Below are 23,722 nucleotides of genomic sequence, written 5' to 3'. Positions count from 1 at the left end.
GGAAGACGGGATTGGGCCGCTCATTGGCCCGATGTGATGACCCGTCGGGAGGCGTCCGGGTCAGGGCGCGGCGCGCGGCGCGCTCACATCAGCGTCAGCTGCGTCGGTCCGGCGGGGGCCGGGCCGGCCGTCCGCTCCCGGGCGGCGGCGGCCCGTGCCGCCCCGCGCCGGGCGGGGCCGATGCCGAATTCGGCGGCGAGCTCGTGGACTTGGCGGGTGATCCGGCGCTGGTACCAGGTGGGGGCGTACGACCCGCCCGCGTACATCCGTTCGTACCGTCCGGTCAGGTGCGGGTGGTGCCGGCCGAGCCAGGCGGTGAACCACTCGCGCGCTCCGGGCCGCAGATGGAGTACCAGGGGTGTCACGGACGTCGCCCCCGACGCGGCGATCGCCCGGACGGTCGCCCGCAGCTGCTCGGGGGAGTCGCCCAGGAAGGGGATCACCGGCGCCATCAGCACCCCGCACTCCAGCCCGGCGTCGGTCAGGGCCCGTACGGCGGCCAGCCGGGCGGCGGGGGAGGGGGTGCCGGGCTCCACGGTCCGCCACAGGCCGGTGTCGGTGAACCCGACGGAGACGCAGACGCCGACCTCGGTGACCTCGGCGGCCTGCCGCAGCAGGGGGAGGTCGCGCAGGATCAGCGTGCCCTTGGTGAGGATGGAGAAGGGGTTGGCGCGCTCGCGCAGCGCCCCGATGATCCCGGGCATCAGCCGGTAGCGGCCCTCGGCGCGCTGGTAGCAGTCGACGTTGGTGCCCATCGCGATGTGCGCGCCGGTCCAGCGCGGCGCGGCCAGCTCGCGGCGCAGCAGCTCCGGGGCGTTGACCTTGACGACGATCTGGGAGTCGAAGCCGGTCCCGGTGTCCAGGTCGAGGTAGCCGTGGGTCTTGCGGGCGAAACAGTAGACGCAGGCGTGACTGCAGCCGCGGTAGGGGTTGACCGTCCATTCGAACGGCATCCGCGAGGCGCCGGGCACCCGGTTGAGGACCGAGCGCGCCCGCACCTCGTGGAAGGTGATCCCGCGGAACTCGGGGGTGTCGAAGGTGCGGGTGACGACGGAGCCGGCCCCGAACAGGGCCGCCGGACCGCTGCCCGGTGTCCCGGTCAGATTCTCCCAGCGCATGATGCCTCCTCGGTGACGGGCTCCCGAGAATAGAACAAATGTTCCCATGATCGTGCGGGAGGCTTCGCCCAGGGGCGGCGGGGGCGGAGGCCGGGCCCGGATCCGGGGCAGGGGCCCGTACGGCCGGGCGGGACGCCGCCCCCGGATTTGGGCGGCCGCCCCGGAGGTGGTTGGCTTGCCGCGACGCACGATCCCAACTGCTGGAGGAACAGGTATGGCGCAGGTCGAGGCCACCACGGAGCGCATCATCGAGGCCGACGCGGACACCGTGTTCGACGCGCTGGCCGACTACACCGGCACCCGGGGCAAGCTGCTCCCCGAGCACTTCAGCGAGTACGAGGTGCGCGAGGGCGGCGACGGCGAGGGCACCCTCGTCCACTGGAAGCTCCAGGCCACCAGCAAGCGCGTCCGGGACTGCCTGCTCGAGGTCACCGAGCCCACGGACGGCCAGCTCGTGGAGAAGGACCGCAACTCCTCCATGGTCACCACCTGGACCGTCACCCCCGCCGGCGAGGGCCGCTCCCGGGCCGTGGTCAGCACCGTGTGGAACGGCGCCGGCGGCATCGGCGGCTTCTTCGAGCGCACCTTCGCCCCCAAGGGCCTCGGCCGCATCTACGACACCGTGCTCGAGAACCTCGCCGAGGAAGTCAAGGGCTGACCGGCGGGACCCGGCGCGGGCCGGGGCCGACGGCGGCACAACCCCCGGGGACGGCTCACCGGTTCGGGTGGAATTCCCGCCCGCAGTGAGCCGCCCCCGAACCGGCGCCCGCCACCGCCCGGCCCGGGCGTGGCCCAGGGCCCGCGGGGCGCCGGGGGGCTAGGGTGGGGCTCCGCGACCCGACCCACCGGGGGGCCCGTTGAAGATCCTCGTCTCCGCCGACATGGAAGGCGCCACGGGCGTCACCTGGCCCGCCGACGTGCTGCCCGGGACCCCCCAATGGGAGCGTTGCCGGGGCATGTTCACCTCCGACGTCAACGCCGCCGTGCTCGGCTTCTACGACGGCGGCGCCGACCGGGTCCTCGTCAACGAGGCCCACTGGACCATGCGCAACCTCCTCCTGGAGAAGCTCGACGCCCGCGCCGAGATGATCACCGGCCGCCACAAGTCCCTCTCCATGGTCGAGGGGGTCCAGCACGGCGACGTCGACGGCATCGCCTTCGTCGGCTACCACACCGGCGCCGGCAGCGAAGGGGTCCTCGCCCACACCTACCTCGCCAACTCCATCACCGGCGTCTGGCTGAACGGCCTGCGCGCGAGCGAGGGCGTCCTCAACGCCCACGTCGTCGCCGAGTACGGGGTACCCGTCATCCTGGTCACCGGGGACGACCTCACCTGCGCCGACGCCGCCGGATACGCCCCGGACGCCCGTACCGTCGCCGTCAAGGACCACGTCTCGCGCTACGCGGCCGTCTGCCGCACCCCGGCCCGCACCGCCGCGGACATCCGCGCCGCCGCCACCGAGGCGGTCAAGCTCGCGGTACGGCACGAGCCGGTGCGCGGCGGCCCCTTCGCGATGGAGGTGGAGTTCGACGCCGAACACCTGTCGATGGCCGCGACCGTCGTCCCGGGCGTCGAACGCTCCGCGGAGCGCAGGGTCGCGTACACCAGCGGGACGATGTACGAGGGGATCCGGACCTTCAAAGCGGTCACGACGGTCGTCTCGGCGGCCGTGGAGGAGCAGTATGGCTGACATGCAGCGGGTGGAAGGCGCCCCCCGGGAGGTCGCCCACGCGGAACACGGAGGAACGGCACCGCGGGACGGCGGCCCCGGCGGCGGCCTCGACGCCGCCGCCCTCGACGAGGTGGTCGAGTTCACCTCCGGCCTCATCCGGATCGACACCAGCAACCGCGGCGGCGGCGACTGCCGGGAGCGGCCCGCCGCCGAGTACGCCGCCGAGCGCCTCGCCGGGGCCGGACTGGAACCCGTACTGCTGGAACGCACCCCGGGCCGCACCAACGTGGTGGCCCGGATCGAGGGCACCGACCCCTCCGCGCCCGCCCTCCTCGTCCACGGACACCTGGACGTGGTCCCCGCCGAGGCCGCCGACTGGAGCGTCGCCCCCTTCTCCGGAGAGGTCCGCGACGGGGTGGTCTGGGGCCGCGGGGCCGTCGACATGAAGAACATGGACGCGATGGTGCTGGCCGTCGTACGCGCCTGGGCGCGCCGGGGGGTGAGGCCGCGCCGGGACGTCGTCATCGCCTTCACCGCCGACGAGGAGGACAGCGCGGTCGACGGGTCTGGCTACCTCGCCGACGAGCACCCGCACCTCTTCGAAGGCTGCACGGAGGGCCTCGGCGAGTCCGGGGCCTTCACCGTGCACCCCCGGCCCGGCCAGGCCCTCTACCCGATCGCCGCGGGCGAACGCGGCACCGCCTGGCTCAAGCTGACCGCCCACGGCACCGCCGGGCACGGCTCCAAGCCCAACCGGGACAACGCCGTCAGCCGGCTCGCCGCCGCCGTGGCCCGCATCGGCGCCCACGACTGGCCGGTCCGCCTCACCGACACCGTCACCGCCTGCATCACCGAACTCGCCGCCCTCCAGGGCCTCACCGTCGACCCGCGCGCCCCGGGCACCGACCTCGACGACCTCCTCGGCAAGCTCGGCCCGGCCGCCGCCCTCGTCGCGCCGACCATCCGCAACAGCTCCAACCCCACGATGTTCAGCGCCGGTTACAAGATCAACGTCATCCCGGGCCACGCCACCGCCCACGTCGACGGACGCACGGTGCCCGGCGGCGAGGCGGAGTTCACCGCCACCCTCGACGAGCTCACCGGCCCCGGCGTGCACTGGGAGTTCGAGCATCGCGAGGTGGCCCTCCAGGCCCCGGTCGACGGGCGGACGTACGAGGTCCTGCGCGAGTGCGTCGAACACTTCGACCCCGACGGGCACGTGGTCCCCTTCTGCATGGCCGGCGGCACCGACGCCAAGCAGTTCTCCCGGCTCGGCATCACCGGCTACGGCTACTCCCCGCTCAAGCTGCCGCCGGGCTTCGACTACTGGTCCCTCTTCCACGGCGTGGACGAACGCGTCCCCGTCGACGCCCTGCACTTCGGGGTCCGCGTCCTCGACCGCGCACTGCGGGCCCTGTGATGGGGCCCCGGTGAGGGCGGCGGCCGGCGTCGCGGGCCCCTACGGCAGCTGGCCCTCCCCGATCGCCGCCGCGCACGCCGCCGCGCACGACGGCCGGCCCGAGTACGTGGGCACCGTCGGGGCCGAGGTGTGGTGGACCGAGCCCCGCCCCGCGGAGGGCGGCCGCCGCACCCTGGTGCGCCGGCCCGCCGGCGGCGCGGCCCCCCGGTCGGTGCTGCCCGCGCCGTGGAACGTGCGCAGCCGCCTCACCGAGTACGGCGGCCTGCCCTGGGCGGGCACCGAACGCGCCGAAGGCGGCCCACTGGTGGTGTTCGTCCACCACGCCGACCAACGGCTGTACGCGTACGAACCCGACGCGCCCGGCACCCCCCGGCCGCGCCCGCTCACCCCCGTCCCGGCGGTCGGCGGCGGGCTGCGCTGGGCCGACCCGGTGCTGCGCGGCGGCGAGGTCTGGTGCGTACTGGAGGAGTTCACCGGCCCCGCCCCCACCGACGTACGGCGGGTGGCGGCCGCCGTCCCGCTGGACGGCTCCGCCGCCGGGGACCGGGCCGCCGTACGGGAGCTCACCGACGACCGGCACCGCTTCCGCACCGGGCCGAAGCTCTCCCCCGACGGGCGCAGCGCGGCCTGGCTGGTGTGGGACCACCCCCGGATGCCCTGGGACGGCACGGAACTCCAGCTGGCCGCGGTACGCCCCGACGGCACGCTCGGCACGCCCCGCACCGTGCTGGGCGGGCCGGCCGAGGCCGTGGCCCAGGTGGCGTGGGCGGCCGACGGGACCCTGCTCGCGGTGAGCGACCGCAGCGGCTGGTGGAACCCGTACCGGGTGGACCCCGACAGCGGGGAGGCGGTCAACCTGTGCCCCCGCGAGGAGGAGTTCGGCGGCCCGCTGTGGAAGCCGGGGCTCAGCTGGCTGGCCCCGCTGCCCGAAGGGCCGGTGGCCGTCCTGCACGGGCTGGGCGCCCCGGTGCTCGGCGTCCTCGACCCCGGCACCGGCGACCTCGTCGACGCGGCCGGGCCCTGGACGGCCTGGCAGCCGGCCCTGGCCGTCAGCGGCACCCGCGTCTACGGGGTCGCCGCCAGCCCGCGCAGCGCCTACGAGGTCGTCGAGCTGGACACCGCCACCGGCCACGCCCGGGCCGTCGGAGCCCGCGCGGCCGACCCGGTGGACCCGGCGTACTACCCGGAGCCGCAGAGCCGCACCTTCCCCGGCCCCGGCGGCCGGGACATCCACGCCCACGTCTACCCGCCGCACCACCCCTTCCTGCGGCCGCCCGCCGACGAGCTGCCCCCGTACGTGGTGTGGGCGCACGGGGGCCCCACCGACCACGTGCCGCCCGTACTCGACCTGCACATCGCCTACTTCACCTCACGCGGGATCGGCGTCGTCGAGGTCAACTACGGCGGGTCCACCGGCTACGGCCGCGCCTACCGCGAGCGGCTGCGCGAACAGTGGGGCGTGGTGGACGTGGAGGACTGCGCGGCCGTGGCGCGGGCACTGGCCGCCGAGGGCACCGCCGACCCCGCCCGGCTCGCGATCCGCGGCGGCAGCGCGGGCGGCTGGACGGCGGCGGCCTCCCTGGCCGCCACCGACCTGTACGCCTGCGCGGCGGTCATCTACCCGGTGCTCGACCTGCGGGGCTTCGCCGCCGAGACCCACGACCTGGAGTCCCACTACGCCGACGGCCTGGCGGGACCGCCGGGCACCCTGGCGGTCCGCTGCCGGGAACGCTCCCCGGTGGCCCGCGCCGACCGCATCACCGCCCCCTTCATCCTGCTCCAGGGGCTGGACGACCCCGTCTGCCCGCCCGCGCAGGCCGAACGCCTGCTGGCCGCCCTGCGCGGCCGCGAGCCGGCGGTCCCGCACGCGTACCTCACCTTCGAGGGCGAGGGCCACGGCTTCCGCCGCGCGGACACGATGGTGCGGGCCCTGGAGGCGGAGCTGTCGCTGTACGCGCAGGTCTTCGGCATCGAGCGCGATGACGTGCCCCGGCTGGAGCTGCGTACGGAGTGAGTTCGGAAACGGCCTAGGACAGGAACCGTTCGAGGGCCTCCCGGGCGCGCGCGTTCGAGGCCGCGGCGTCCGCCAGGGCCCCGGCCAGGGCGCCGATCCACTCGTCCAGGCCCACCGGACGCCGCGAGAGGACGATCCCCCGCACCTCGTGGCAGACCTCGCCGATGGTCCGGCCCCGGTCCGTGCGCAGGGTCAGCCGCTGCTCCCCGAGCACGACGTCCAGTCCCTCGACCGGCCCCTCCCGCCCCGCCAGCCGCCGCGCCACGGAACGCCTGCGGCTGACCCGGACGGCGCCGGGCGGCAGCGAGTCGGCGAGGGTCGCCGACAGCACGCCGGCATAGAGTTCCAGGTCGGCGCTGTCCCGGCGCAGCGCCGCGGCCAGCAGTCCCACGTCCACCCGGGCCGTCCCCTTCCCGTCAGTCATCGAGGCCCAGCACCATGGCCGGCCGGTCGATGACGTGGTCCTCGCGCAGCGGCCGCACAGCCGTCCCGACGGCGAAGAACTCGGTGGTGTGCGACCCCCAGCCGTGCGAGTGCTGCTTCAGCCGCACCGCCACGATCCCCTCGGCCCCCAGGGCCTTCCCCTCCGCCCGCATCCGGCTCATCGCCAGCTCGCGGGCCTCGTAGAGGGCCTGGGTGAACGGCTCGATCTCGACGTTGCGACCCGTGTTGCCCAGCGCCTGCACGAAGCCCTGGTGCGCCACGTGGTAGACGCAGGAACCCATGACCAGGTCCAGCGGGGCGTACCCGGCGCGGACCAGCGTCCAGAACTCCTGGCCGGAGAGGTCCGAGGTGAACGGCTTGCCCTTGTTGTTGAGCCAGGTGCCGGCCGGCCCCGGGTCGGCGCCCGCCGCCTTGACGGCCGTGCCCACCGCGATGAACTCGGCGAGGTCCGAACCGAATTCCTTGAACTCGATGTCCAGCCGGACGCCGACGATCCCGTCCGCCCCCAGCGCGCTCGCCTCGGCCTCCATCCGGCTCATCGCGAGCTCGCGGGCGTCGTACATGGCCTGGGACAGCTTGGTCAGCTCCTGGTTCTTCGACCAGCGGCCGACCTGGAAGCCGACGTGGTAGACGGAGCAGCCGAGGACCAGGCCGAGGGGGCGGAAGCCGGCCTCCCGCACCAGCAGGAACTCGTTCACCGTGAGGTCCGAGGTGAACATGGGGCCGCTGTCGTCGTCCGGCCGGAGCTGCGCCAGGCGCCGCATCGCGTCCTCGGACAGGTCTCGCCCGTCCGGTATCCGTTCCGTTTCCCCGGTCGTGTTCTGCCCGGTCATGTCAGTGCTCGCGCTCCAGTCTCATGATGGTCAGCGGCCCTGCCGCGGCGGGCCGCCGGGACCGGCCGAACCGGGTGATGGAAGTGCCGACGAAGACGGCTTCCGCGATGACGTCCCGCGCGCCCCCGCCCTCGGAGCCCAGGCACTCGGTCCTCCGCAGCCGGAGGCCGACTTCGTCCACGACGACCCCGTCGCCGGCGCCGCCGCCGTGCTTGCGGGCGTCGAGGGCGAGGCGGGCACGGGCGTCCTGGCGGACGTGGTCGGTCAGCCGGGTGTAGCCGTCGACCTCCTGGTTCCCCACGAACCGGCGGCCGGCCAGCCGGGAGGCGCGCCAGTCGTCGTGCCGGATCGCGAGTGAAACGCCGAACGCGAGGCCGGTGGGGACCCAGCCGCCGTGCAGCAGCCGGGCGAGGTCCTGTCCGCCGAGGTGCGAGGTGAAGGGCTGCCGCGGGCGGACGCGGGAGCGCGCCCGGACGGCGGTGCCGATGACGGTGAACTCCGTTGCGTCACCCAGGTGTTCGCGCGACACCAGCCGTACCGCGACGATCCCGTCGCCGCCCAGCGCGCGGCATTCGGCCACCGCGCGGCTCAGCGCCAGCCTGCGCGCCGCGGAGACGGCCCTCGTCAACGGCGCCAGGGAGGGGCTCGAGGGCGAGGACGGCCCCGAGGGGCCGCTGGCAGCCGTCCACGCGCCGGGACATCCCCAGGCACCGGTGTCGCCCAGGTGGAAGACGGCCGTGCCCATCACCTGCCCGACCGGTGCGAACCCGACGCCGGTGACCGCGGCGAACTCCCGGGCCGACAGGGTCGAGTCCCAGGTGCCATCCGGCTGTTGGTACGTCGTCGTCCGGAAGCGTATACGAGAGGCGAACGGATACGCCTAGTCGGTGTGCAGCCAGACCCGCAGCTGGCCGAGTGGGGTGAACCCGGCGCGTACGGCCGTGTTGAGGTCCTCGCCGTGCTCGTAGCCCACGACCGGCAGTTCCGGCCAGTGGCGGGCGGCCGCGTCGAGGGCGGCAGTCCAGGCGGCGCCGGTGTCCGCGTCGTCGTGGGCGAACACGTTGGAGACGCCGACGGCCCCGCCGCCGGTGCTGACGACGGCCCCGGCGGTGATCCGGGCCCCGTCGCGGCCCGCGAGGAAGACGATCCCCTCCCGCAGCAGCCCCTCGTGGAACAGGCCCGTGCTCCCCTCGCCGTCCCAGGCGGCCTCCCAGGCCGACAGCTCCGCAGGGCTCTCCACCTCGTCCCACTCCAGCCGGCCGCCCCGCGCCGCCTCGGGAACGGCGGCTCCCGCCGGGCGGTGGATCCACTGGGCCTCGAACAGCACCTCGAAGCCGGCCGGGGCCAGGTCGAGCGCGGCGAAGCTGTCCTTCACCGAGCAGCCGGGGGCGGCGGTGTCGACACCGGCCAGCACGTCGGCGGCCGTGGCGTCGGGGGCGAGGGTGACGGCGTCGGGGTAGAGCGGCGGGGTACGCCTCGGGCTGCACCAGAGGGAGTCGCGGAAGTGGCCGGCGCGGGAAACGGCCGCGCACCACTCGGCGTTGTTGCGGGCGGCCGCGCGCAGCAGCCCGCCGGTGCTCGGGATGATGGTCACTCCGGGATGCTGTCACAGTGCTTAACCTGGGGCGATGCCTTATTCCACCGAGTACGTCCGCACGGGCCGGCGGGTCGGCCTGCGGCCCCTGTCGCCCGCCGACGGCCCCGAGTTCACGGCCCGTGCGCGGGAGAGCCGTGCGCTGCACCGGCCCTGGCTGTTCCCGCCGCAGACCCCCGAGGAGTACGGGCCGTACGCGGCCCGGCTGACCGGCGGCGACGGGAGCCGGGCCGGGTTCCTCGTCTGCGAGCTCGCCACCGGGGCCGCCGCCGGCTTCGTCAACGTCAACAACATCGTCCGCGGAGCCTTCCAGTGCGGGGCGCTCGGCTACGGGGCCTTCGCGCACGCCGCGGGGTGCGGACTGTTCGGCGAGGGCTTCGACCTGCTGCTGGCGCACGCCTTCGCCGAGCCGGGGGCGGGTCTCGGCCTGCACCGCCTGGAGGCGAACATCCAGCCGGGCAACGACGCGTCCATCGGCCTGGTCCGGGGCCGGGGCTTCCGCCTGGAGGGCCTCTCCCCGGAGTTCCTGTACGTCGACGGCGCCTGGCGCGACCACGAACGCTGGGCATTGACGGCGCCGGCGGGGTGAGGGCGGCGCCGGGGGCCGCGCCGGTGGGGTGGGGGCCGCGCCGGCGAGGCGGGGCCGTGCCGCGCCGCGATGCCGCCGGGCCTCCCCTCCCGCCCGGCCTCCGGCCTGCTTCCGCCTCGGGCGGGATCCGGCCGCCCCGACGGCCCGGCCGCGCGGGCCTTTGCGTAATCCTGACCGGTGGTGATGTGCGGAACCCCTGTGCACGGGGCCGCACGCGAGTGTTCCATTCCCCCATGGCCACCACAGTCCGACGTGCCCAGCTGACCCTCCCCGCCGCCCCCTTGGGCCCCGACAACCCGCTCCCCGCGCTGCGCGCCCCCGACGGGGTGCACGAACTGGACGAGCGCTCGCGCCACGGGCTGCCGCGCGACATGGCGCGCCAGATCGGCTACGAACCGCTGCGCTCCCTGCTGCCCGTCCGGCTCCGCGACGGATATGGACGGCGGCGCGAGGAGCGGGAGTTCGAGGCGGTCGTCATCGAGAACGGGCGGCTGCGGGTGACCGTCCTGCCCGGCCTCGGCGGCCGGATCCACTCCCTCGTCCACCTCCCCACCGGGCGCGAACTCCTCTACCGCAACCCGGTGTTCCAGCCGGCCCACTTCGCGCTCAACGGAGCCTGGTACTCCGGCGGCGTGGAATGGAACATCGGCGCCACCGGACACACCGCCCTGTCCTGCGCCCCGCTGCACGCCGCGCTCGTGCCGGCGCCCGACGGGGGCGTGATGGTGCGGCTGTGGGAGTGGGAGCGGCTGCGCGACCTGCCCTTCCAGGTGGACCTGTGGCTGCCGGCGGACTCGGACTTCCTGTACGTCGGCGTCCGCGTGCGCAATCCGCACGAACGGCCCGCCCCCCTCTACTGGTGGTCGAACACCGCCGTCCCCGAGGACGCCGGCACCCGCGTCCTGGCCCCCGCCGAGGAGGCCTGGCACTTCGGCTACGAGCGCACGCTGCGCCGCGTCCCCGTGCCGCACTGGCAGGACGCCGACCGTACGTACCCGCTGAACAGCACCTACCCCGCCGACTTCTTCTACGAGGTCCTGGCCGAGGACGCGGACCGCCCCTGGATCGCCTCCCTCGACGCCGACGGGCACGGCCTGGTGCAGGCCTCCACCGCACGGCTGCGCGGGCGCAAGCTGTTCGTGTGGGGCGCGGGACCGGGCGGCCGGCGCTGGCAGGAGTGGCTGACGGAGCCCGGCACGGGCGGCTACGCCGAGATCCAGGCCGGGCTGGCACGGACCCAGCTGGAGCACGTACGGCTGGAGGCCGGCTCGGAGGTCAGCTGGCTGGAGGCGTACGGGCCGCTGTCGGCGGAGCCCTCGGCGGTGCACGGCGCCGACTGGACGGCGGCGCGCGGGGCCGCGTCCGCGGCGCTCGACGCCGCCCTGCCGGCCGGGGCCCTGGACGCGGCGCACAAGGCGTGGCGCGGGCAGGCCGACACCGAACCGGGGGAGCGGCTGGCGGACGGCTCGGGCTGGGGCGCGCTGGAGGTGCTGTGCGGGGGCTTCGACCTGCCCGGCACCCCCTTCCCGGAGTCCACCCTGGAGGAGGACCAGCAGCCCTGGCTGGAGCTGTGGCGCACCGGCGTCCTCCCGGCGCCGCGCGCGGCCGCCCCGCCCGGTCCCGGCCTGGTGGCCCCGCACTGGCGCGACATGCTGGAGACCGCCCCGGCGGACCCGCTGACCGAGTACCACCTCGGGGTGGCCCAGTGGCACGCCGGTGACGTGGCCCAGGCGGTACGCAGCTGGGAGCGCGGGCTGGCGCAGGCGCCCTCGCGCTGGCCGCTGCTGCGCTGTCTGGCGGCGGCCGACGCCCTGGCCGGGAACGCGGAGCGGGCCGCCGACCGGTACGCGGCGGCCTTCGAGGGCCTGGCGGGGGAGAGCCGGGGCGGCGGGGCCTGGACGGCCGCCGAGGCCGCGCTGGGGCGGGAGGCCATGACCGCCCTGCTCGGCGCCGGACGCCTCGCGGCGGCGCGGGCCGTCTGGGACCGGCTGCGCCCGTCGCTGCGCGAGCAGGGCCGCTTCCGGCTGCTCGCCGCCCGGCTGCTGGCGGCCGAGGGCCACGTAGGGGCGGCCCGGCGCGTCTTCGAGGACGGCTTCGAGATCGCCGACCTGCGGGAGGGCGAGGAGACCCTGTCCGAGGTGTGGGCCGCCCTGACGGACCGGCCGCTGCCGCCTGAGTACGACTTCCGGATGCGCCCGCCGCGAGAATGACGGGCCGGGCCGCCGGTGTGGGCGGGGCTGCGGGGGCTGCGCAGGCGGCCGGTGCGTGCGGGGCGCCTGAGCCAGTCGGGGCGCCTGAGGCGGTCGGGATGGGCGGAGCAGCCGGGATGGGCGGGGCCGCCGGGATGGGCGGAGCAGCCGGGGCGGGCGGGGCCGCCGAAGCGGTCAGACGGTCAGGCGCGGCACAGCAGTTCGCCGTGCAGGACCGAGAACCACGCGTCCGGCGCCGCACCCCAGGCGTGCCAGGCCCGGGCGGCGGCGGCCAGGGCCTCCGGGGTGGCGTGGCCGCCGTCCGTGGTGGCGGCCGCGTAGGAGGAGGCGGTGGTGCGGTCCGCCCACAGGGAGGACCACCAGGCGACCTCCTCCGGCGTCGCGTAGCACCAGGCCGTCGCCGACGCCCGTACGTCGGTGAACCCGGCCGCCCGCGCCCAGGACAGCAGCCTGCGCCCGGCGTCCGGTTCGCCGCCGTTGGCCCGGGCGACGCGCCGGTAAAGGTCCAGCCACTCCTCCAGGCCCGGCGTCGCCGGGTACCAGGTCATCGCCGCGTAGTCGGCGTCCCGTACCGCGACGATCCCGCCCGGCCGGCACACCCGGCGCATCTCGCGCAGGGCCCGCACGGGATCGCCGACGTGCTGGAGCACCTGGTGCGCGTGGACCACGTCGAAGGAGCCGTCGGGGAACTCCAGCGCGTGCACGTCCGCCGTGGCGAAGTCGACCGCCCCGGACAGCCCCCGCTCCGCCGCGTGGGCGCTCGCCTGGTCCAGTACGCCGGCCGCCGCGTCGACGGCGGTGACGTGGCCGCCCGGCGCGACCAGCTCCGCCAGGTCGGCCGTGATGGTGCCCGGGCCGCAGCCCACGTCCAGCACGCGCATGCCGGGGCGCAGTTCGCCGATCAGGTACGCGGCCGAGTTGGCGGCGGTGCGCCAGCGGTGCGAACGCAGGACCGACTCGTGGTGGCCGTGGGTGTAGACGGCGGTCTCGTGGGGTTCGCGGGCTCCGTGCGTGCCGTGGGCGGCGGTGCTCATGGCTCACTCCTCGTCGTCGTGGCGGATCGCCGGGCGTGGTGATCACCGTAGGGGATCGGCCCGGCCCGTGAGATATGCGTTTCGACATGTGGACACCACCGGTGTGGCGCAAGGGGATTGGCCGGGTCGGTGGCAGGGCAGAGGAGGGGCGAGGACAGTGGGCCCCGGGGGCGGCGCACCCCGAGGCGAAGGACGGTGAGACCCATGCCGAAGATGTTGCTGGAATGGCACGCCGCGGCGCTGAGGCTCTTCGGCGATCGGGTGCGGGCGGTCACGGCCTCCCAGTGGGGCGCGGCCACCCCCTGCACCGAGTGGACCGTGCGGGACCTGGTCAACCACGTCACCGGGGAGCAGCTCTGGATCCCGCCGCTGGTCACCGAGGGGCGCACGGTGGCGGACGTCGGCGACGAGCTCTCCGGCGACCTGCTGGGCGAGGACCCGCCGGCCGCCTGGGAGCGGGCGGCGGCAGCCGGGCACGCCGCCTTCGCCGCGCCCGGCGCGCTGGAGCGGACGGTCACGCTCTCGTACGGGCCCACGCGCGTGTCGGCGTACTGCTCGGAGCTGACGGCGGACTGCGTCGTGCACGCCTGGGACCTCTCGCGGGCCATCGGAGCCGACGACCGGCTGCCCGACGACCTGGTCGAGTTCTCCATCAAGGAGGTCATGCCGTACGCGGACGGACTCGCCGCCGGCGGGATGTACGCGGAGCCGCTGGAGGTTCCGCCCGGCGCCGACGCGCAGACCCGGCTGCTCGCCCTCCTGGGCAGGAAGGGCTGAGCGGCGAAAGGCCGCGGGGACGCCAGGGCAAGGCGACACGGTTAACGGGCGTATCCGTGTAAATAATCGTATAAAGGGCAGATCGGTTGGTGGCGGAGAACGGGAGGCGGGGCACGTGTCGGGGATGGCCGAGGGCATGACGGAAGGGCTCGCCGGGCTCTGGCACCGCCCGGCCCCGGAGGGGCGCGGCCCCGTCAGGTACGGTCCGCCCGCCCCCGAACCGGGACTCCCGGTCCTGCCCGAGCTGACCTCCGTACTCGCCGCCGCCGCGGACAGGCCCGCTCCGGAACCCCCCGGCGGCGGACAGCCCCTGCGCGAGTCCGCCTGCCGCCACTGGGCCCGGCGCGGGCTCCCCACCGCCCCCGAGAACGTGGCCGCCGGCCCCGGCGCGCCCGCCCTGCTGCTGGCGCTCCTCGGCGCGTACGGCGGCGACGTGCTGCTGCCCAGACCCTGTCCCGCCTGGTGGACCCCGCAGGTCCGGCTGCTGGGACGGCGGGCCTACCACGTACCCACCCCGGCGGAGTGCGGCGGCGTCCCCGACCCGTACGCCCTGCTGGAGACCGTACGGCGGATCCGCGCCGAGGGCGGCGACCCGCGCGTCCTGCTGCTCTCGGTGGCCGACGACCCGACCGCGAGCGTGCCGCCGCCCGAAATGCTGCGCGAGGCCTGCGAGGCGGCCGAGGCCGCCGGCCTGTTCGTCGTCAGCGACGAGAGCTGGCGCGACACCGTGCACCGGCCGCACGACACGCTCGTGCTGAGCCCCGCCGAGATGCTCCCCGACCGGGCGGCCGTACTCGTGGACCTCGCCGGAGCGCTGCTCCCGGCCGGCTGGCCCGCCGCCGTGGTCCGCTTCCCCGGCACCCCGAGCGGCACCTGGCTGAGGGCCCGCACCCTCGACGTCCTCACCGCCACCGGCGCCCTGGTCGCGGGCCCCGTCGCGGTGGCCGCCGCACACGCCCTCGACGAAACCGACGCCGTCGCCGGGCGCGCCTACGCGGCGGCCGCCCTGCACGGCGCGGTGGCCGCCGCCGCCCACCGGGAACTGCTGGCCGCGGGCGCCCTCGCCCGGCCCCCGCAGGCCGGCCGGCACCTGTACGCCGACCTCACCCCGCTGCGCGCGGGACTCGCCCGGCACGGCGTGGGCGACGCCATGGAACTGGAGGACTGGCTCGGCGCCCGGCTGGGGACGCCGACACCCGGCGGGCAGCGCTTCGCCGACGAACTGGGCGCCCTGCGGGTACGGCTGTCGACCGGACCGCTGCTGGGGGCCACCCCGCAGGAGCGGCTCGCCGCTCTCGGCGCCCGCGATCCGCTGACGCTGCCGCAGGTCCGGGGCGCGCTCGACCGGCTCCGGTCGGCGCTCGCCGGACTGGCCGACTGACGTGCGGCCCGCGCCAGCCGGCCGCCGCCGAACGGAGACTTCGCGATGAGGGACCAGCCGGACGCCCCCGTGACGACCGCTCCGCCGGCCGGCGGCCCCGGCGACGCCGTCCCCGCGCTGCCGGGCCACCCGCCCAGGCACCCGCCGGCCCCCGCCGCGCCCTCCGCACCCCCGCCCGGCCCCCCGGCCGCCCCGTCCGCACCCCGCCCGCTCGGCGAACACCGGCTCTGGCCCCGCTCTTTCGCGGACCGGCTGACCACCCCGCTGCCCGGGCTGCGCGCCTTCGCCCGGCTGGCGCGCGAGGGCGCGTTCCGGCCCGGCGCGGAGGGGCTGAGCGGTATCCCCGACCTGCCGTACGAGCCCGCGCCGCTGCCGGAGGCGCCGCCGGGCACGCTGTCCGTGACCTGGGCCGGGCACGCCAGCTGGGTGCTGCGGACCGGCGGCCTGACGGTGCTCACGGACCCGGTCTGGTCCCGGCGAATCCTGGGGACCCCTGCGCGGATGACACCCGTCGGGGTGCCGTGGGAGGAACTGCCGCCCGTGGACGCCGTGGTGATCAGCCACAACCACTACGACCACCTCGACGCCCCCACCCTGCGGCGGCTGCCCCGGGACACCGCGCTCTTCGTCCCGGCCGGACTCGCCCGGTGGTGCCGCCGCCGGGGCTTCACGAGCGTGACGGAGCTCGACTGGTGGGAGTACGCCGAACTGGGCGGCGTACGCTTCGAGTTCGTCCCGGCACACCACTGGTCCAAGCGCTCCCTGCTGGACACCTGCCGCACCCTGTGGGGCGGCTGGGTGCTCACCGACACGGCCGCCGGGCGCACGGTCTACTTCGCGGGGGACACCGGCTACGGCCACTGGTTCGGCGAGATCGGCCGCCGCCACCCCGGCATCGACCTCGCGCTCCTGCCGATCGGCGCCTACGCCCCGCGCTGGTGGCTGCGCGACGTGCACGCCGACCCGGAGGAAGCGGTGCGGGCCTGTCTGGACCTCGGGGCCCGCAGGATGGCCCCGATGCACTGGGCCACCTTCGTCCTGTCGGCGGAACCCGTCACGGAGCCCCTGCACCGCACCCGCGCCGCCTGGACCCGCGCGGGCCTGCCCCGCGAGGACCTCTGGGACCTCCCGATCGGCGCCTCCCGAACCCTCTGAACACGACCGGACGACCGAGGTCGTTTCGGGCCGTCACGTGAGGGTGAAGCGCCAGGTGTTGCTGGCGTGATGCCGGCCCGGCGGGTACTCGTGCACCGTTTCGCCGATGAGGGTGAAGCCGACCGCCCGGCAGACCGCGTTCGAGGCCGAGTTCGCCACACGGGGAAAGGCGTGCACCGCCGGCCGGCGGTGCGCCGCGGGGAGGGCGGCCAGATGGTCGAGGAGGGCCCGGACGGAGGCTGTCGCCCAGCCTTGGCGCTGGTACTCGGGGAGGACGCCCCAGCCCACTTCGAAGATCGGCTCTCCCCCGTACTCCTTCGGCGTGAAGGACACCGTACCCACCGTGTCCCCCGCCGGAGACTCAACCCGGAACACCCGCCCCTCGTGTGCGGCGTTCGAGCTCATGACCGTCCAGCGGCGGTGACGGGCGAGGAGTGCGGCGTCGGCCTCGGGGCCGCCGAGGTGAGCCGTCATCTCCGCGGTATTGCGCCGCCGCAGCAGCCAGAGGTCGTCGTCCGCCCAAGGTCGGAGACGCACGAGTCTCGTCGTGTTCATGAGGCGAGGAAACATTCTGGAGCCGGTGGCCCGCACCCGCTTTTCCTCGACCCGTCTCCGGCTCAGTTCACTGCCGGGCCGGCTTCGGTTTCGGCTTCGCCACCACGTGCATGCGCTCGCCCTGCCGGCCGAACAGGCTGAGGATCTCCACGGGCCGGCCGTCGGCGCTGCCGAACCAGTGCGGGGTCCGGGTGTCCCACTCGGCGGCCTCGCCCGGGCCGAGGACCAGGTCGTGCCCGGCCAGGACCAGGCGCAGGCGGCCGTTCAGGACGTACAGCCACTCGTAGCCCTCGTGCGTGCGCAGGTCCGGCTCGGTGCCCCGGTCCGGGATGACCATCTTGTACGCCTGGAGCGGGCCCAGGCCCTGGGTCAGTGCCACCGACGTACCGCCGTCCCGCATCGCGCGGGGCGTCAGCCGCACGCGGGGATCGCCCACCGGGGGCGCCCCGACCAGGTCGTCCAGGGCCACCCGGTAGGCACGGGCGAGCGGCAGCAGCAGTTCCAGGCTCGGCCGGCGCTGTCCCGACTCCAGCCGGGACAGGGTGCTCTTGGAGATGCCGGTCTCCTCCGACAGCGCCGCCAGGGTCAGACCGTGCCGGTCCCGCAGCCGCCTGAGGCGGGGGCCGACCTCGTCGAGGACGGCGCGGTGGGACGGCGGTCCGTCCGGGCGGGCGTGCGTGTGGGCATCCGGGCGCGCATCCATGCGGGCATTCCATCCGACCGTCCCGAAAACGGCAACACGGGGCCGCCGGGCGCCCGCCCGGCGGGTTCAGGGCGCGCGCTCCGGCAGGAAACGGGCCGCCTTCAGGGCCAGCTGGTCCCCGAAGTAGGCCGCCGCGTCGGGCCGCATCCGGGCCAGCGCCACCATGCCGGTGATGATGACGTCGCACACCTCGTCGTGCACGTCGTCCCAGCTGTGCGAGTACCCCTTGCGCGGGTTGCTCCCCGTGGCGCCGATCACCGCCTGCGCCGCCTCGCCGAACTCCTCGCCGATCTTCAGCACTTGGAGGAGGTGGCTCTGCGGAGGATGCACCCCGCGAGCGGCCGCGGCCACCTCGAAGCGGTCTGCGAGAGCGCGGACGGTGTCCCAGGAGGTGGAGTTCACGGCCCGACCCTGCCCCGCCGCAGCCGCCGCCACACCCCCGGAGCCACGCCGATCAGCAACGTCAGGGCCACCGCCAGCACCACGCCCTTCCACGGCTCGGAGAAGAGCGAGCCGCCCAGGATCCCGATCAGCCCGTACGTCGCGGCCCACGCCAGGCAGGCGGGCGCGTCACCCCGGGCGAACCGGCGCAGCGGCAGCCCGCCCAGCAGGCAGGCCAGCATCACCGGGATCCGGCCCGCCGGTACCAGCCGCGACAGCACCAGCACCAGCACCCCGTGCTCGTCCAGCTTCAGCCGCGCACGCTCCAGCCGCTCCGGCGGGGTCCGCCCCCGCAGGGACTCCAGCCACCGCGAGCCGCCCCGCGAACGCACCCCGCGCGACCCGAGCCAGTACAGCGCGACATCGCCGGCGAAGGCGGCCAGCGCGGCCACCACGATGACGAGCATCACGCCGAAGGACAACGACCGCTGATGGAGCGCCACCACCGCCGCCGAACTCACCAGCGCCCCCGTCGGGATCACCGGCACCAGCGCCCCCAGCGCCACCAGCACGAACAACGCCGGGTAGCCGACCGCCTGCTGGGTCGTCTCCGGCGGCACCCGCCCCACCACGTCCGCCGCCACCCGCCACGGCGTCACGGCAGCCGCACCCGCTCCCCGTGCGCGGGGACCCGTACGGCCACCTTCGGCGCGAGCAGCCCCGCCCGCCGGGCGAACTCCCCGCCCGGCGCGTGGAACTCGTACGGCCGCACCGCGTCCATGCCGATCGGCCAGTACGTCCCGTAGTGCACCGGCACCGCCGCCGCCGGAGCCAGCTCCGCCACCGCCCTCGCCGCGCGCTCCGCGTCCAGGTGCCCCGGACCCAGGTACGGGCCCCAGCCGCCGACCGGCAGCAGCGCCACGTCCACCGGACCGACCTCCTCGGCCATCGCGGCGAACAGCCCGGTGTCCCCGGCGAAGTACGTCCGCGCCGAACCCTCGACCACGTACCCCAGCGCGGGCGCCCGCTGCGGCCCGAACGGCACCCGCCGCCCGTCGTGCCGGGCGCTCACCGCCCGCACCCGTACCCCTTCCCGTACGCCGACCTCCTCGCCCGGGACCACCTCCGTCACCACCAGCCCCCTGGTCCCCGCCAGCCGCGCCAGCCCCGGCACCGCCCGGCGCGTCCCGCGCGGCACCACCAGCCGGGTGCCCGGAGCCAGCAGCGCCAGCGACGGCAGGTGCAGGTGGTCGGCGTGCAGGTGCGACACCAGCACCACGTCCGCCTCCGCCGCCTCCGGCGGGGGCACCGCACCGCGCCGCCGCCGCAGGTGTGCCAGCCGCCGGGCGAACAGCGGATCGGTCAGCACCCGCACCCCGGAGTCCCGCACCGCGCACGTGGCATGACCCCACCAGGTGATCTCCACCGGCACCCCCGCACCCCCTTCCCTCGACAGGACGAGCCTAGGACCTCCCCCGCCCGACCGCCCGACCGTCCGCCCGACCGCCCGCGCGGAAGCGGAACCCGTCGGCCCCCTCCTCCCCGGGCCCGGATCGGAGTAGGGTCGGGCGCCATGGATGCGCTGCGCGTGGCCGCTATCGCCAGCCTGGCCCCGCTCGAGGACCTCGACGCCGACCCCTTCACCGTGGACACCCGCAGCCAGCACGCCATGTGCGTGCGGTGGGCCGCCGAGCAGGGGTACGTGGTCACCCGGCAGCTGCTCTTCTACGGACTGCGGACCGACCACTGCGGGCTCTGGCGCGACGTGGACGCCGGGCAGGTCGACCTGTTCGTCGCCCCGAACCACCGGGTCCTGGCCCGCGCCCTGCGCTCCGTCGAGGAGTTCACCGCCGAGTGCGCGCGGCGCGGCGTACGGCTGGAGACGGCCGGGCTGGACGAACCGGCCTACACCTCCGCCATGAAGGCCGAGGTGCACCGCCGGCTGTCCATGCCGACCGCCGGCTACGACGGCACCTGACCGCCGCCGCCCGCCGGGCCCGTACTCCCGTGCGCCACCCGTGTCGACCGGTCGCTCCCGCCGCCCTGTGCGACGCTGGCGAGGGGACCGCGGGCCGGGCGCGGGCCGGGGAGCGAGGCGGGTGCGGCGTGTGGCGGGAGCGGTTGCGCTGGCGGCCCGCGGGCCGGGCACTGGTACGCGTGGTGCTCGTCTGGGCGGCGTCGACCCTCACCATGCTCGCGCTCGCCGGGATCCTGCCGGACTTCCGCCTGCAGTCCGCCGACGGTGGCAGCATCACCCGGACGGGGCTGACCGCGGCCTGGGGCGCCGGGGCCTTCGGCGTGCTGAGCGCGCTGGTGTGGCCGGTCCTGGTACGGGCCCTGCTGCTGGTGCCCGCCCTCGTGCTCGGGCTGCTCGTCTTCTTCCTCAACGGCTCGCTGCTGCTGATGGCCCTCAGCCTGATCCCCGCCGGCCGGGGCGCGGCGGTCGCGCCCGAGACGGCGGTGGTCGTCGCCGCCGCGATGTCCGCCGTGGCCTCGGCCACCTCCACCGCGCTCGCGGTGCGCGACGACGAGGCCTACCGGCGCCGGCTGTACCGGCTCGCGGACCGGCGCCGCCGCCGGTTCGGGGCGCCCACCGGCGGCAGCTCCGGGGTGGTCTTCCTCCAGCTCGACGGCGTCGGGTACGAGGCGCTGCGCCGGGCGGCGGCCGAGGGGCTGATGCCCACGGCGGCCGGCTGGCTGGAGCGCAGCCACCGGGTCATGCCCTGGCACACGGACTGGTCCAGCCAGACGGGCGCCAGCCAGCTCGGCATCCTGCACGGCTCCAACTTCGACGTGCCGGCCTTCCGCTGGTACGAGAAGGACACCGGCGAGGTGATGGTCTGCAACCGGCCCACCAGCGCCGCCGAGCTCCAGCGCCGGGCGGTCGCGCGCACCCGTGACGGCGGGCTGCTGTCCCTGGACGGCGCCAGCCGGGGCAACCTGTTCGGCGGGGGCGCCGACCAGCTGGCGCTGGTGCTGTCCGTCGCGGCCCGGCGGGGCCGCGCCCACCGCTCCCGCGCGGGGTACTTCGCGTACTTCTCCGACCCGGCCAACGCCGTGCGCACCGCGCTGTCCTTCGTCGCCGAGGTGGGCCGCGAGATCGGCCAGTCGCTGCGCTCACGGGTCCGGGGGGACCGCCCCCGGGTGGCGCGGGGCGGGCTCTACCCGCTGATCCGGGCCTTCGCGACGGTGGTCGAGCGGGACGTGGTCGTCGCCGCGGTGATCGGGGACATGCTGGCGGGCCGTGCCGCCGTCTACGCCGACCTGGTGGCCTACGACGAGGTCGCGCACCACTCGGGCCCGCAGAGCCGGGACGCCGACCGGGTGCTGGCCCGGCTGGACCGGAGTCTCGCCCTCATCGCCAGGGTCGCCGAGCACGCCCCGCGCGAGTACCGCGTCGTGCTGCTGTCGGACCACGGCCAGAGCCCCGGGGAGACCTTCCTCGGCCGGTACGGGCTCAGCCTGAAGGACCTGGTCCGGGCGGGCTGCGGGCTGCCCGTCTCCCGCCGGGCCGGCCGCACCCGCAGCGGGGCCGAGGCCCGGGCCGCGGTGCTGGCCGCCCTGCACCGGCCCGTGGAGGAGGAGGGGGAGGAGGCCCACCCGGGACCCGGCCGCGGTCCGGTGGTGCTGGCCTCGGGCAACCTCGGGCTGATCTCCTTCCCCGACGTGCCGGGGCGGGCGTCGAGGGCGCGGATCGAGCGGGCGCACCCCGCGCTGCTGCCCACCCTGGCCAACCACCCCGGCGTGGGCTTCCTGCTGGTGGACGGGGAGGTGCTGGGCCGGGACGGGGCGGTGGCGCGGCTGGACGTACCGGGGGAGGCGGAGGAACTGCTGGCCCCCTTCGGCCCGGGCGCGGCGCGGGCCGTGCGCCGGACGGACTCCTTCCCGCACGTGGCCGACATCATGGTCAACTCGGCGTACGACCCGGCGACCGGTGCCGTGCACGCCTTCGAGGAGCAGATCGGCTCGCACGGCGGGCTGGGCGGGGAGCAGGCCCGTCCCTTCCTGATGTGGCCGACGGGGCTGTCGGAGCCGGGCCCGGAGCTGGTGGGAGCCGAGGCCGTGCACGCGGTGCTGCGCCGCTGGCTGCGCGAGGCCGACGGCCCCCAGGTCCCGCTGGACGGCCGGCCCGCGGAGAAGCCCGGGCAGCCGGTGCCGGCGGCCGCAGGCCGGGAGGGCGGGGAGGGCCACGAAGGCCGGGAGAACGCGGAGCCCGGTGGCGAACGCTCCGCGAGGGCCGCCCGGGAGGATTCGCGGCCCGGGGCCGGATCGGGTGGAACCCTTCCTTCCGCAGGGGTGCCCGCGCCGGACGAAACCCGGTGACTTGTCGCGCACTCCGCCGTGGTCAACCATGTGCTGACCTGCCCACCATGTGAGACACCCAGAGGCGCACCACCGATGACCAGCACCGCAGCCCCAGCCGTCGAGGACAGCACCGCCCCCGGGGCCGCCGTACGGATCCCCCTGGCCGCCGGCCCCCGGGGCGACCGGCACACCCGCCGCTTCGGACTGCCGGTGGCCGTCTGCCTGGTCATGGGCAACATCATCGGCGGCGGGATCTTCCTGCTCCCGGCCTCCGTCGCCCCCTTCGGCACCGTCAGCCTGCTGGCCTTCGGCATCCTGACCGTCGGCGCGATCGCCCTCGCCCTGGTCTTCGGCCGCCTCGCCGAACGCCACCCGCGGACCGGCGGCCCCTACGTGTACGTACGCGCCGCCTTCGGCGACTTCGCGGGCTTCCTCGCCGCGTACAGCTACTGGATCACCGCCTGGGTCTCGAACGCCGCCCTCGCCGTGGCTTCCGTCGGCTACCTCGCCGTGCTCTTCCCGGCCGTGGGCGAGCACCGGTGGTCGATGTGTCTGGCCGCGCTGGCCGTGCAGTGGCTGCCCGCCCTCGCCAATCTGGCCGGCACCCGCTACGTGGGCGCCGTCCAGGTGGTGTCGACCGTCCTGAAGCTGGTCCCGCTGCTGCTGGTGGCCGTGGGCGGCCTGTTCTTCTTCGACCCGGCGAACCTCGGCCCCTTCCAGGCCGCCGGGCAGAGCACCATCGGGGCCGTCTCCGCCTCCGCCGCGATCCTGCTCTTCAGCTACATCGGCGTCGAGTCCGCCGCCGTCAGCGCCGGCGAGGTCCGCGACCCGGCCCGCAACGTCGGCCGGGCCACCGTCCTCGGCACCGTCGGCGCCGCCGTCGTGTACCTGCTCGGCACCCTGTCCGTCTTCGGGCTGGTCGCCCACGAGAAGCTGATCTCCTCCCAGGCCCCCTTCACCGACGCCGTCAACGCCGTCTTCGGCGGCACCTGGGGCGGCACCCTGGTCGCCGGCGCGGCCGTGGTCTCGATGGTCGGCGCGCTCAACGGCTGGACCCTGCTCAGTGCGCAGACCCCGTACGCGGCCGCCAAGGACGGGCTCTTCCCCAAGGTCTTCGAGAAGAAGCAGCGCGGGGTCCCGGTCGTCGGAGTGCTGGTCACGGTCGTCCTGGCCTCCTGCCTGACCGTCTACAACTACACCGCGGGCTCCGCGCGGGTCTTCGAGATCCTGGTCCTGGTCACCACCTTCACCGCGACCGTCCCGTACCTGCTCTCCACCGCGGCCCAGCTCTACTTCCTGGCGTCGGGCCAGTCGGAGCGGGTCCGGCGCGGGCAGCTGGTCCGCGACGCCGTCCTCGCCGGCGTGGCCTTCGCCTTCTCCATGTGGCTGGTCGCCGGTTCCGGCTACGCGGCCGTCTACCAGGGCGTGCTGTTCCTCTTCGCGGGCGTCCTCGTGTACGCGCTGATGGCGGCCCGCAAGGGGCGCGCGGCCGTTTCGGCCGGGGAGTAATTTGGAAGGAAAGGCCGGCCAGGGGGG

Annotated in this window: 23 protein-coding genes; 12 read left to right on the top strand and 11 right to left on the bottom strand. The window is 75.6% G+C overall.

Translation table 11 applies throughout. The features are described from left to right. Positions 1 to 83: 83 nt before the first annotated feature. Positions 84 to 1,118, bottom strand: coding sequence for an Rv2578c family radical SAM protein (locus ACZ51S_RS07590; RefSeq protein WP_468479251.1), 1,035 nt, complete (start codon positions 1,116 to 1,118; stop codon positions 84 to 86). Positions 1,119 to 1,332: 214 nt separating this feature from the next. Between ACZ51S_RS07590 and ACZ51S_RS07585 the strand changes: the two genes are divergently transcribed. The 4 genes from ACZ51S_RS07585 to ACZ51S_RS07570 all read left to right on the top strand — a co-directional run bounded on the left by ACZ51S_RS07585 (position 1,333) and on the right by ACZ51S_RS07570 (position 6,225). Next, entirely contained in the window at positions 1,333 to 1,776 is a 444-nt protein-coding gene (locus tag ACZ51S_RS07585; protein WP_388942654.1) for an SRPBCC family protein, read from the top strand. Positions 1,777 to 1,975: 199 nt separating this feature from the next. Next, entirely contained in the window at positions 1,976 to 2,809 is an 834-nt protein-coding gene (locus ACZ51S_RS07580) for a M55 family metallopeptidase (RefSeq protein WP_468479250.1), read from the top strand. Position 2,810: 1 nt separating this feature from the next. After that, entirely contained in the window at positions 2,811 to 4,211 is a 1,401-nt protein-coding gene (locus ACZ51S_RS07575) for a M20/M25/M40 family metallo-hydrolase (RefSeq protein WP_468802523.1), read from the top strand. A gap of 10 nt (positions 4,212 to 4,221) precedes the next feature. Next, a complete protein-coding gene (locus tag ACZ51S_RS07570) occupies positions 4,222 to 6,225 on the top strand; it encodes a prolyl oligopeptidase family serine peptidase (RefSeq protein ID WP_468479249.1) in 2,004 nt (667 codons plus the stop codon). 13 nt (positions 6,226 to 6,238) lie between these two features. Here ACZ51S_RS07570 and ACZ51S_RS07565 read toward each other — a convergent pair whose 3' ends face one another. The 4 genes from ACZ51S_RS07565 to ACZ51S_RS07550 form a co-directional block, all read right to left on the bottom strand. Next, positions 6,239 to 6,649 carry a hypothetical protein gene (locus tag ACZ51S_RS07565; RefSeq protein WP_468479248.1) on the bottom strand — a complete coding sequence of 137 codons (411 nt, stop codon included), beginning with the start codon at positions 6,647 to 6,649 and terminating at the stop codon, positions 6,239 to 6,241. Continuing rightward, on the bottom strand, positions 6,642 to 7,502 hold the full coding sequence (locus tag ACZ51S_RS07560) for a heavy metal-binding domain-containing protein (RefSeq protein ID WP_468479247.1): 861 nt from the start codon (positions 7,500 to 7,502) through the stop codon (positions 6,642 to 6,644). The genes ACZ51S_RS07565 and ACZ51S_RS07560 overlap by 8 nt, the downstream gene beginning before the upstream one ends. 1 nt (position 7,503) lies before the next feature. Next, positions 7,504 to 8,130 carry a heavy metal-binding domain-containing protein gene (locus ACZ51S_RS07555; protein WP_468960071.1) on the bottom strand — a complete coding sequence of 209 codons (627 nt, stop codon included), beginning with the start codon at positions 8,128 to 8,130 and terminating at the stop codon, positions 7,504 to 7,506. Between the two features lie 252 nt (positions 8,131 to 8,382). Beyond that, a complete protein-coding gene (locus ACZ51S_RS07550; protein ID WP_468479245.1) occupies positions 8,383 to 9,096 on the bottom strand; it encodes a hypothetical protein in 714 nt (237 codons plus the stop codon). A gap of 34 nt (positions 9,097 to 9,130) precedes the next feature. Here ACZ51S_RS07550 and ACZ51S_RS07545 point away from each other — a divergent pair, with 34 nt between their 5' ends. Next, on the top strand, positions 9,131 to 9,685 hold the full coding sequence (locus ACZ51S_RS07545; protein WP_468479244.1) for a GNAT family N-acetyltransferase: 555 nt from the start codon (positions 9,131 to 9,133) through the stop codon (positions 9,683 to 9,685). Positions 9,686 to 9,918: 233 nt separating this feature from the next. After that, the gene (locus tag ACZ51S_RS07540) at positions 9,919 to 11,895 is read left to right on the top strand and encodes a DUF5107 domain-containing protein (protein WP_468479243.1); all 1,977 of its coding nucleotides are present in this window, start codon (positions 9,919 to 9,921) and stop codon (positions 11,893 to 11,895) included. A gap of 182 nt (positions 11,896 to 12,077) precedes the next feature. On the opposite strand, the gene ACZ51S_RS07535 is transcribed toward ACZ51S_RS07540, so the two are convergent. After that, positions 12,078 to 12,929, bottom strand: coding sequence for a methyltransferase domain-containing protein (locus tag ACZ51S_RS07535; protein ID WP_468802426.1), 852 nt, complete (start codon positions 12,927 to 12,929; stop codon positions 12,078 to 12,080). A gap of 204 nt (positions 12,930 to 13,133) precedes the next feature. Here ACZ51S_RS07535 and ACZ51S_RS07530 point away from each other — a divergent pair, with 204 nt between their 5' ends. The 3 genes from ACZ51S_RS07530 to ACZ51S_RS07520 all read left to right on the top strand — a co-directional run bounded on the left by ACZ51S_RS07530 (position 13,134) and on the right by ACZ51S_RS07520 (position 16,242). Beyond that, positions 13,134 to 13,706, top strand: a complete 573-nt coding sequence (locus tag ACZ51S_RS07530) for a TIGR03086 family metal-binding protein (RefSeq protein WP_468960069.1) — start codon at positions 13,134 to 13,136, stop codon at positions 13,704 to 13,706. Positions 13,707 to 13,842: 136 nt separating this feature from the next. Further along, positions 13,843 to 15,087: an aminotransferase class I/II-fold pyridoxal phosphate-dependent enzyme gene (locus ACZ51S_RS07525; protein WP_468960067.1), complete on the top strand. Its 1,245-nt coding sequence runs from the start codon at positions 13,843 to 13,845 to the stop codon at positions 15,085 to 15,087. Positions 15,088 to 15,132: 45 nt separating this feature from the next. After that, complete coding sequence (locus tag ACZ51S_RS07520) at positions 15,133 to 16,242, top strand: MBL fold metallo-hydrolase (RefSeq protein ID WP_468802429.1); 1,110 nt, start codon at positions 15,133 to 15,135, stop codon at positions 16,240 to 16,242. 33 nt (positions 16,243 to 16,275) lie between these two features. Here the strand turns inward: ACZ51S_RS07520 and ACZ51S_RS07515 are convergent, their stop codons facing one another. From ACZ51S_RS07515 to ACZ51S_RS07495, 5 genes are all read right to left on the bottom strand, one after another. Further along, entirely contained in the window at positions 16,276 to 16,797 is a 522-nt protein-coding gene (locus ACZ51S_RS07515) for a GNAT family N-acetyltransferase (RefSeq protein ID WP_468479239.1), read from the bottom strand. Between the two features lie 67 nt (positions 16,798 to 16,864). Continuing rightward, complete coding sequence (locus tag ACZ51S_RS07510) at positions 16,865 to 17,500, bottom strand: helix-turn-helix domain-containing protein (RefSeq protein ID WP_468886289.1); 636 nt, start codon at positions 17,498 to 17,500, stop codon at positions 16,865 to 16,867. Between the two features lie 66 nt (positions 17,501 to 17,566). Then, the gene (locus tag ACZ51S_RS07505) at positions 17,567 to 17,902 is read right to left on the bottom strand and encodes a MazG-like family protein (RefSeq protein WP_388942611.1); all 336 of its coding nucleotides are present in this window, start codon (positions 17,900 to 17,902) and stop codon (positions 17,567 to 17,569) included. Then, on the bottom strand, positions 17,899 to 18,540 hold the full coding sequence (locus tag ACZ51S_RS07500; RefSeq protein ID WP_468960065.1) for a DedA family protein: 642 nt from the start codon (positions 18,538 to 18,540) through the stop codon (positions 17,899 to 17,901). Before ACZ51S_RS07500 ends, ACZ51S_RS07505 begins: the two co-directional genes overlap by 4 nt. Next, positions 18,537 to 19,313: an MBL fold metallo-hydrolase gene (locus ACZ51S_RS07495; protein WP_468802431.1), complete on the bottom strand. Its 777-nt coding sequence runs from the start codon at positions 19,311 to 19,313 to the stop codon at positions 18,537 to 18,539. The genes ACZ51S_RS07500 and ACZ51S_RS07495 overlap by 4 nt, the downstream gene beginning before the upstream one ends. A gap of 141 nt (positions 19,314 to 19,454) precedes the next feature. Here ACZ51S_RS07495 and ACZ51S_RS07490 point away from each other — a divergent pair, with 141 nt between their 5' ends. The 3 genes from ACZ51S_RS07490 (at position 19,455) to ACZ51S_RS07480 (ending at position 23,695) form a co-directional block, all read left to right on the top strand. Next, positions 19,455 to 19,859, top strand: coding sequence for a hypothetical protein (locus ACZ51S_RS07490; protein WP_388942602.1), 405 nt, complete (start codon positions 19,455 to 19,457; stop codon positions 19,857 to 19,859). A 179-nt stretch (positions 19,860 to 20,038) separates the two neighbouring features. Then, positions 20,039 to 22,204: a phage holin family protein gene (locus tag ACZ51S_RS07485; protein WP_468960062.1), complete on the top strand. Its 2,166-nt coding sequence runs from the start codon at positions 20,039 to 20,041 to the stop codon at positions 22,202 to 22,204. A 75-nt stretch (positions 22,205 to 22,279) separates the two neighbouring features. Continuing rightward, positions 22,280 to 23,695: an amino acid permease gene (locus ACZ51S_RS07480; protein WP_468960060.1), complete on the top strand. Its 1,416-nt coding sequence runs from the start codon at positions 22,280 to 22,282 to the stop codon at positions 23,693 to 23,695. Positions 23,696 to 23,722: the final 27 nt, after the last annotated feature.

The organism is Streptomyces sp. NPDC034043 (assembly GCF_055575675.1).
This window is presented reverse-complemented; position numbering and strand designations above follow the sequence as displayed.

Coding starts and splice junctions, on each gene's coding strand:
- ACZ51S_RS07590 (WP_468479251.1), bottom strand. CDS start 1,118: ATGCGCTGGGAGAATCTGACCGGGACACCGGGCAGCGGTCCGGCGGCC.
- ACZ51S_RS07515 (WP_468479239.1), bottom strand. CDS start 16,797: ATGAACACGACGAGACTCGTGCGTCTCCGACCTTGGGCGGACGACGAC.
- ACZ51S_RS07585 (WP_388942654.1), top strand. CDS start 1,333: ATGGCGCAGGTCGAGGCCACCACGGAGCGCATCATCGAGGCCGACGCG.
- ACZ51S_RS07545 (WP_468479244.1), top strand. CDS start 9,131: ATGCCTTATTCCACCGAGTACGTCCGCACGGGCCGGCGGGTCGGCCTG.
- ACZ51S_RS07575 (WP_468802523.1), top strand. CDS start 2,811: ATGCAGCGGGTGGAAGGCGCCCCCCGGGAGGTCGCCCACGCGGAACAC.
- ACZ51S_RS07510 (WP_468886289.1), bottom strand. CDS start 17,500: ATGGATGCGCGCCCGGATGCCCACACGCACGCCCGCCCGGACGGACCG.
- ACZ51S_RS07565 (WP_468479248.1), bottom strand. CDS start 6,649: ATGACTGACGGGAAGGGGACGGCCCGGGTGGACGTGGGACTGCTGGCC.
- ACZ51S_RS07535 (WP_468802426.1), bottom strand. CDS start 12,929: ATGAGCACCGCCGCCCACGGCACGCACGGAGCCCGCGAACCCCACGAG.
- ACZ51S_RS07540 (WP_468479243.1), top strand. CDS start 9,919: ATGGCCACCACAGTCCGACGTGCCCAGCTGACCCTCCCCGCCGCCCCC.
- ACZ51S_RS07530 (WP_468960069.1), top strand. CDS start 13,134: ATGCCGAAGATGTTGCTGGAATGGCACGCCGCGGCGCTGAGGCTCTTC.
- ACZ51S_RS07490 (WP_388942602.1), top strand. CDS start 19,455: ATGGATGCGCTGCGCGTGGCCGCTATCGCCAGCCTGGCCCCGCTCGAG.
- ACZ51S_RS07480 (WP_468960060.1), top strand. CDS start 22,280: ATGACCAGCACCGCAGCCCCAGCCGTCGAGGACAGCACCGCCCCCGGG.
- ACZ51S_RS07520 (WP_468802429.1), top strand. CDS start 15,133: ATGAGGGACCAGCCGGACGCCCCCGTGACGACCGCTCCGCCGGCCGGC.
- ACZ51S_RS07560 (WP_468479247.1), bottom strand. CDS start 7,502: ATGACCGGGCAGAACACGACCGGGGAAACGGAACGGATACCGGACGGG.
- ACZ51S_RS07525 (WP_468960067.1), top strand. CDS start 13,843: ATGACGGAAGGGCTCGCCGGGCTCTGGCACCGCCCGGCCCCGGAGGGG.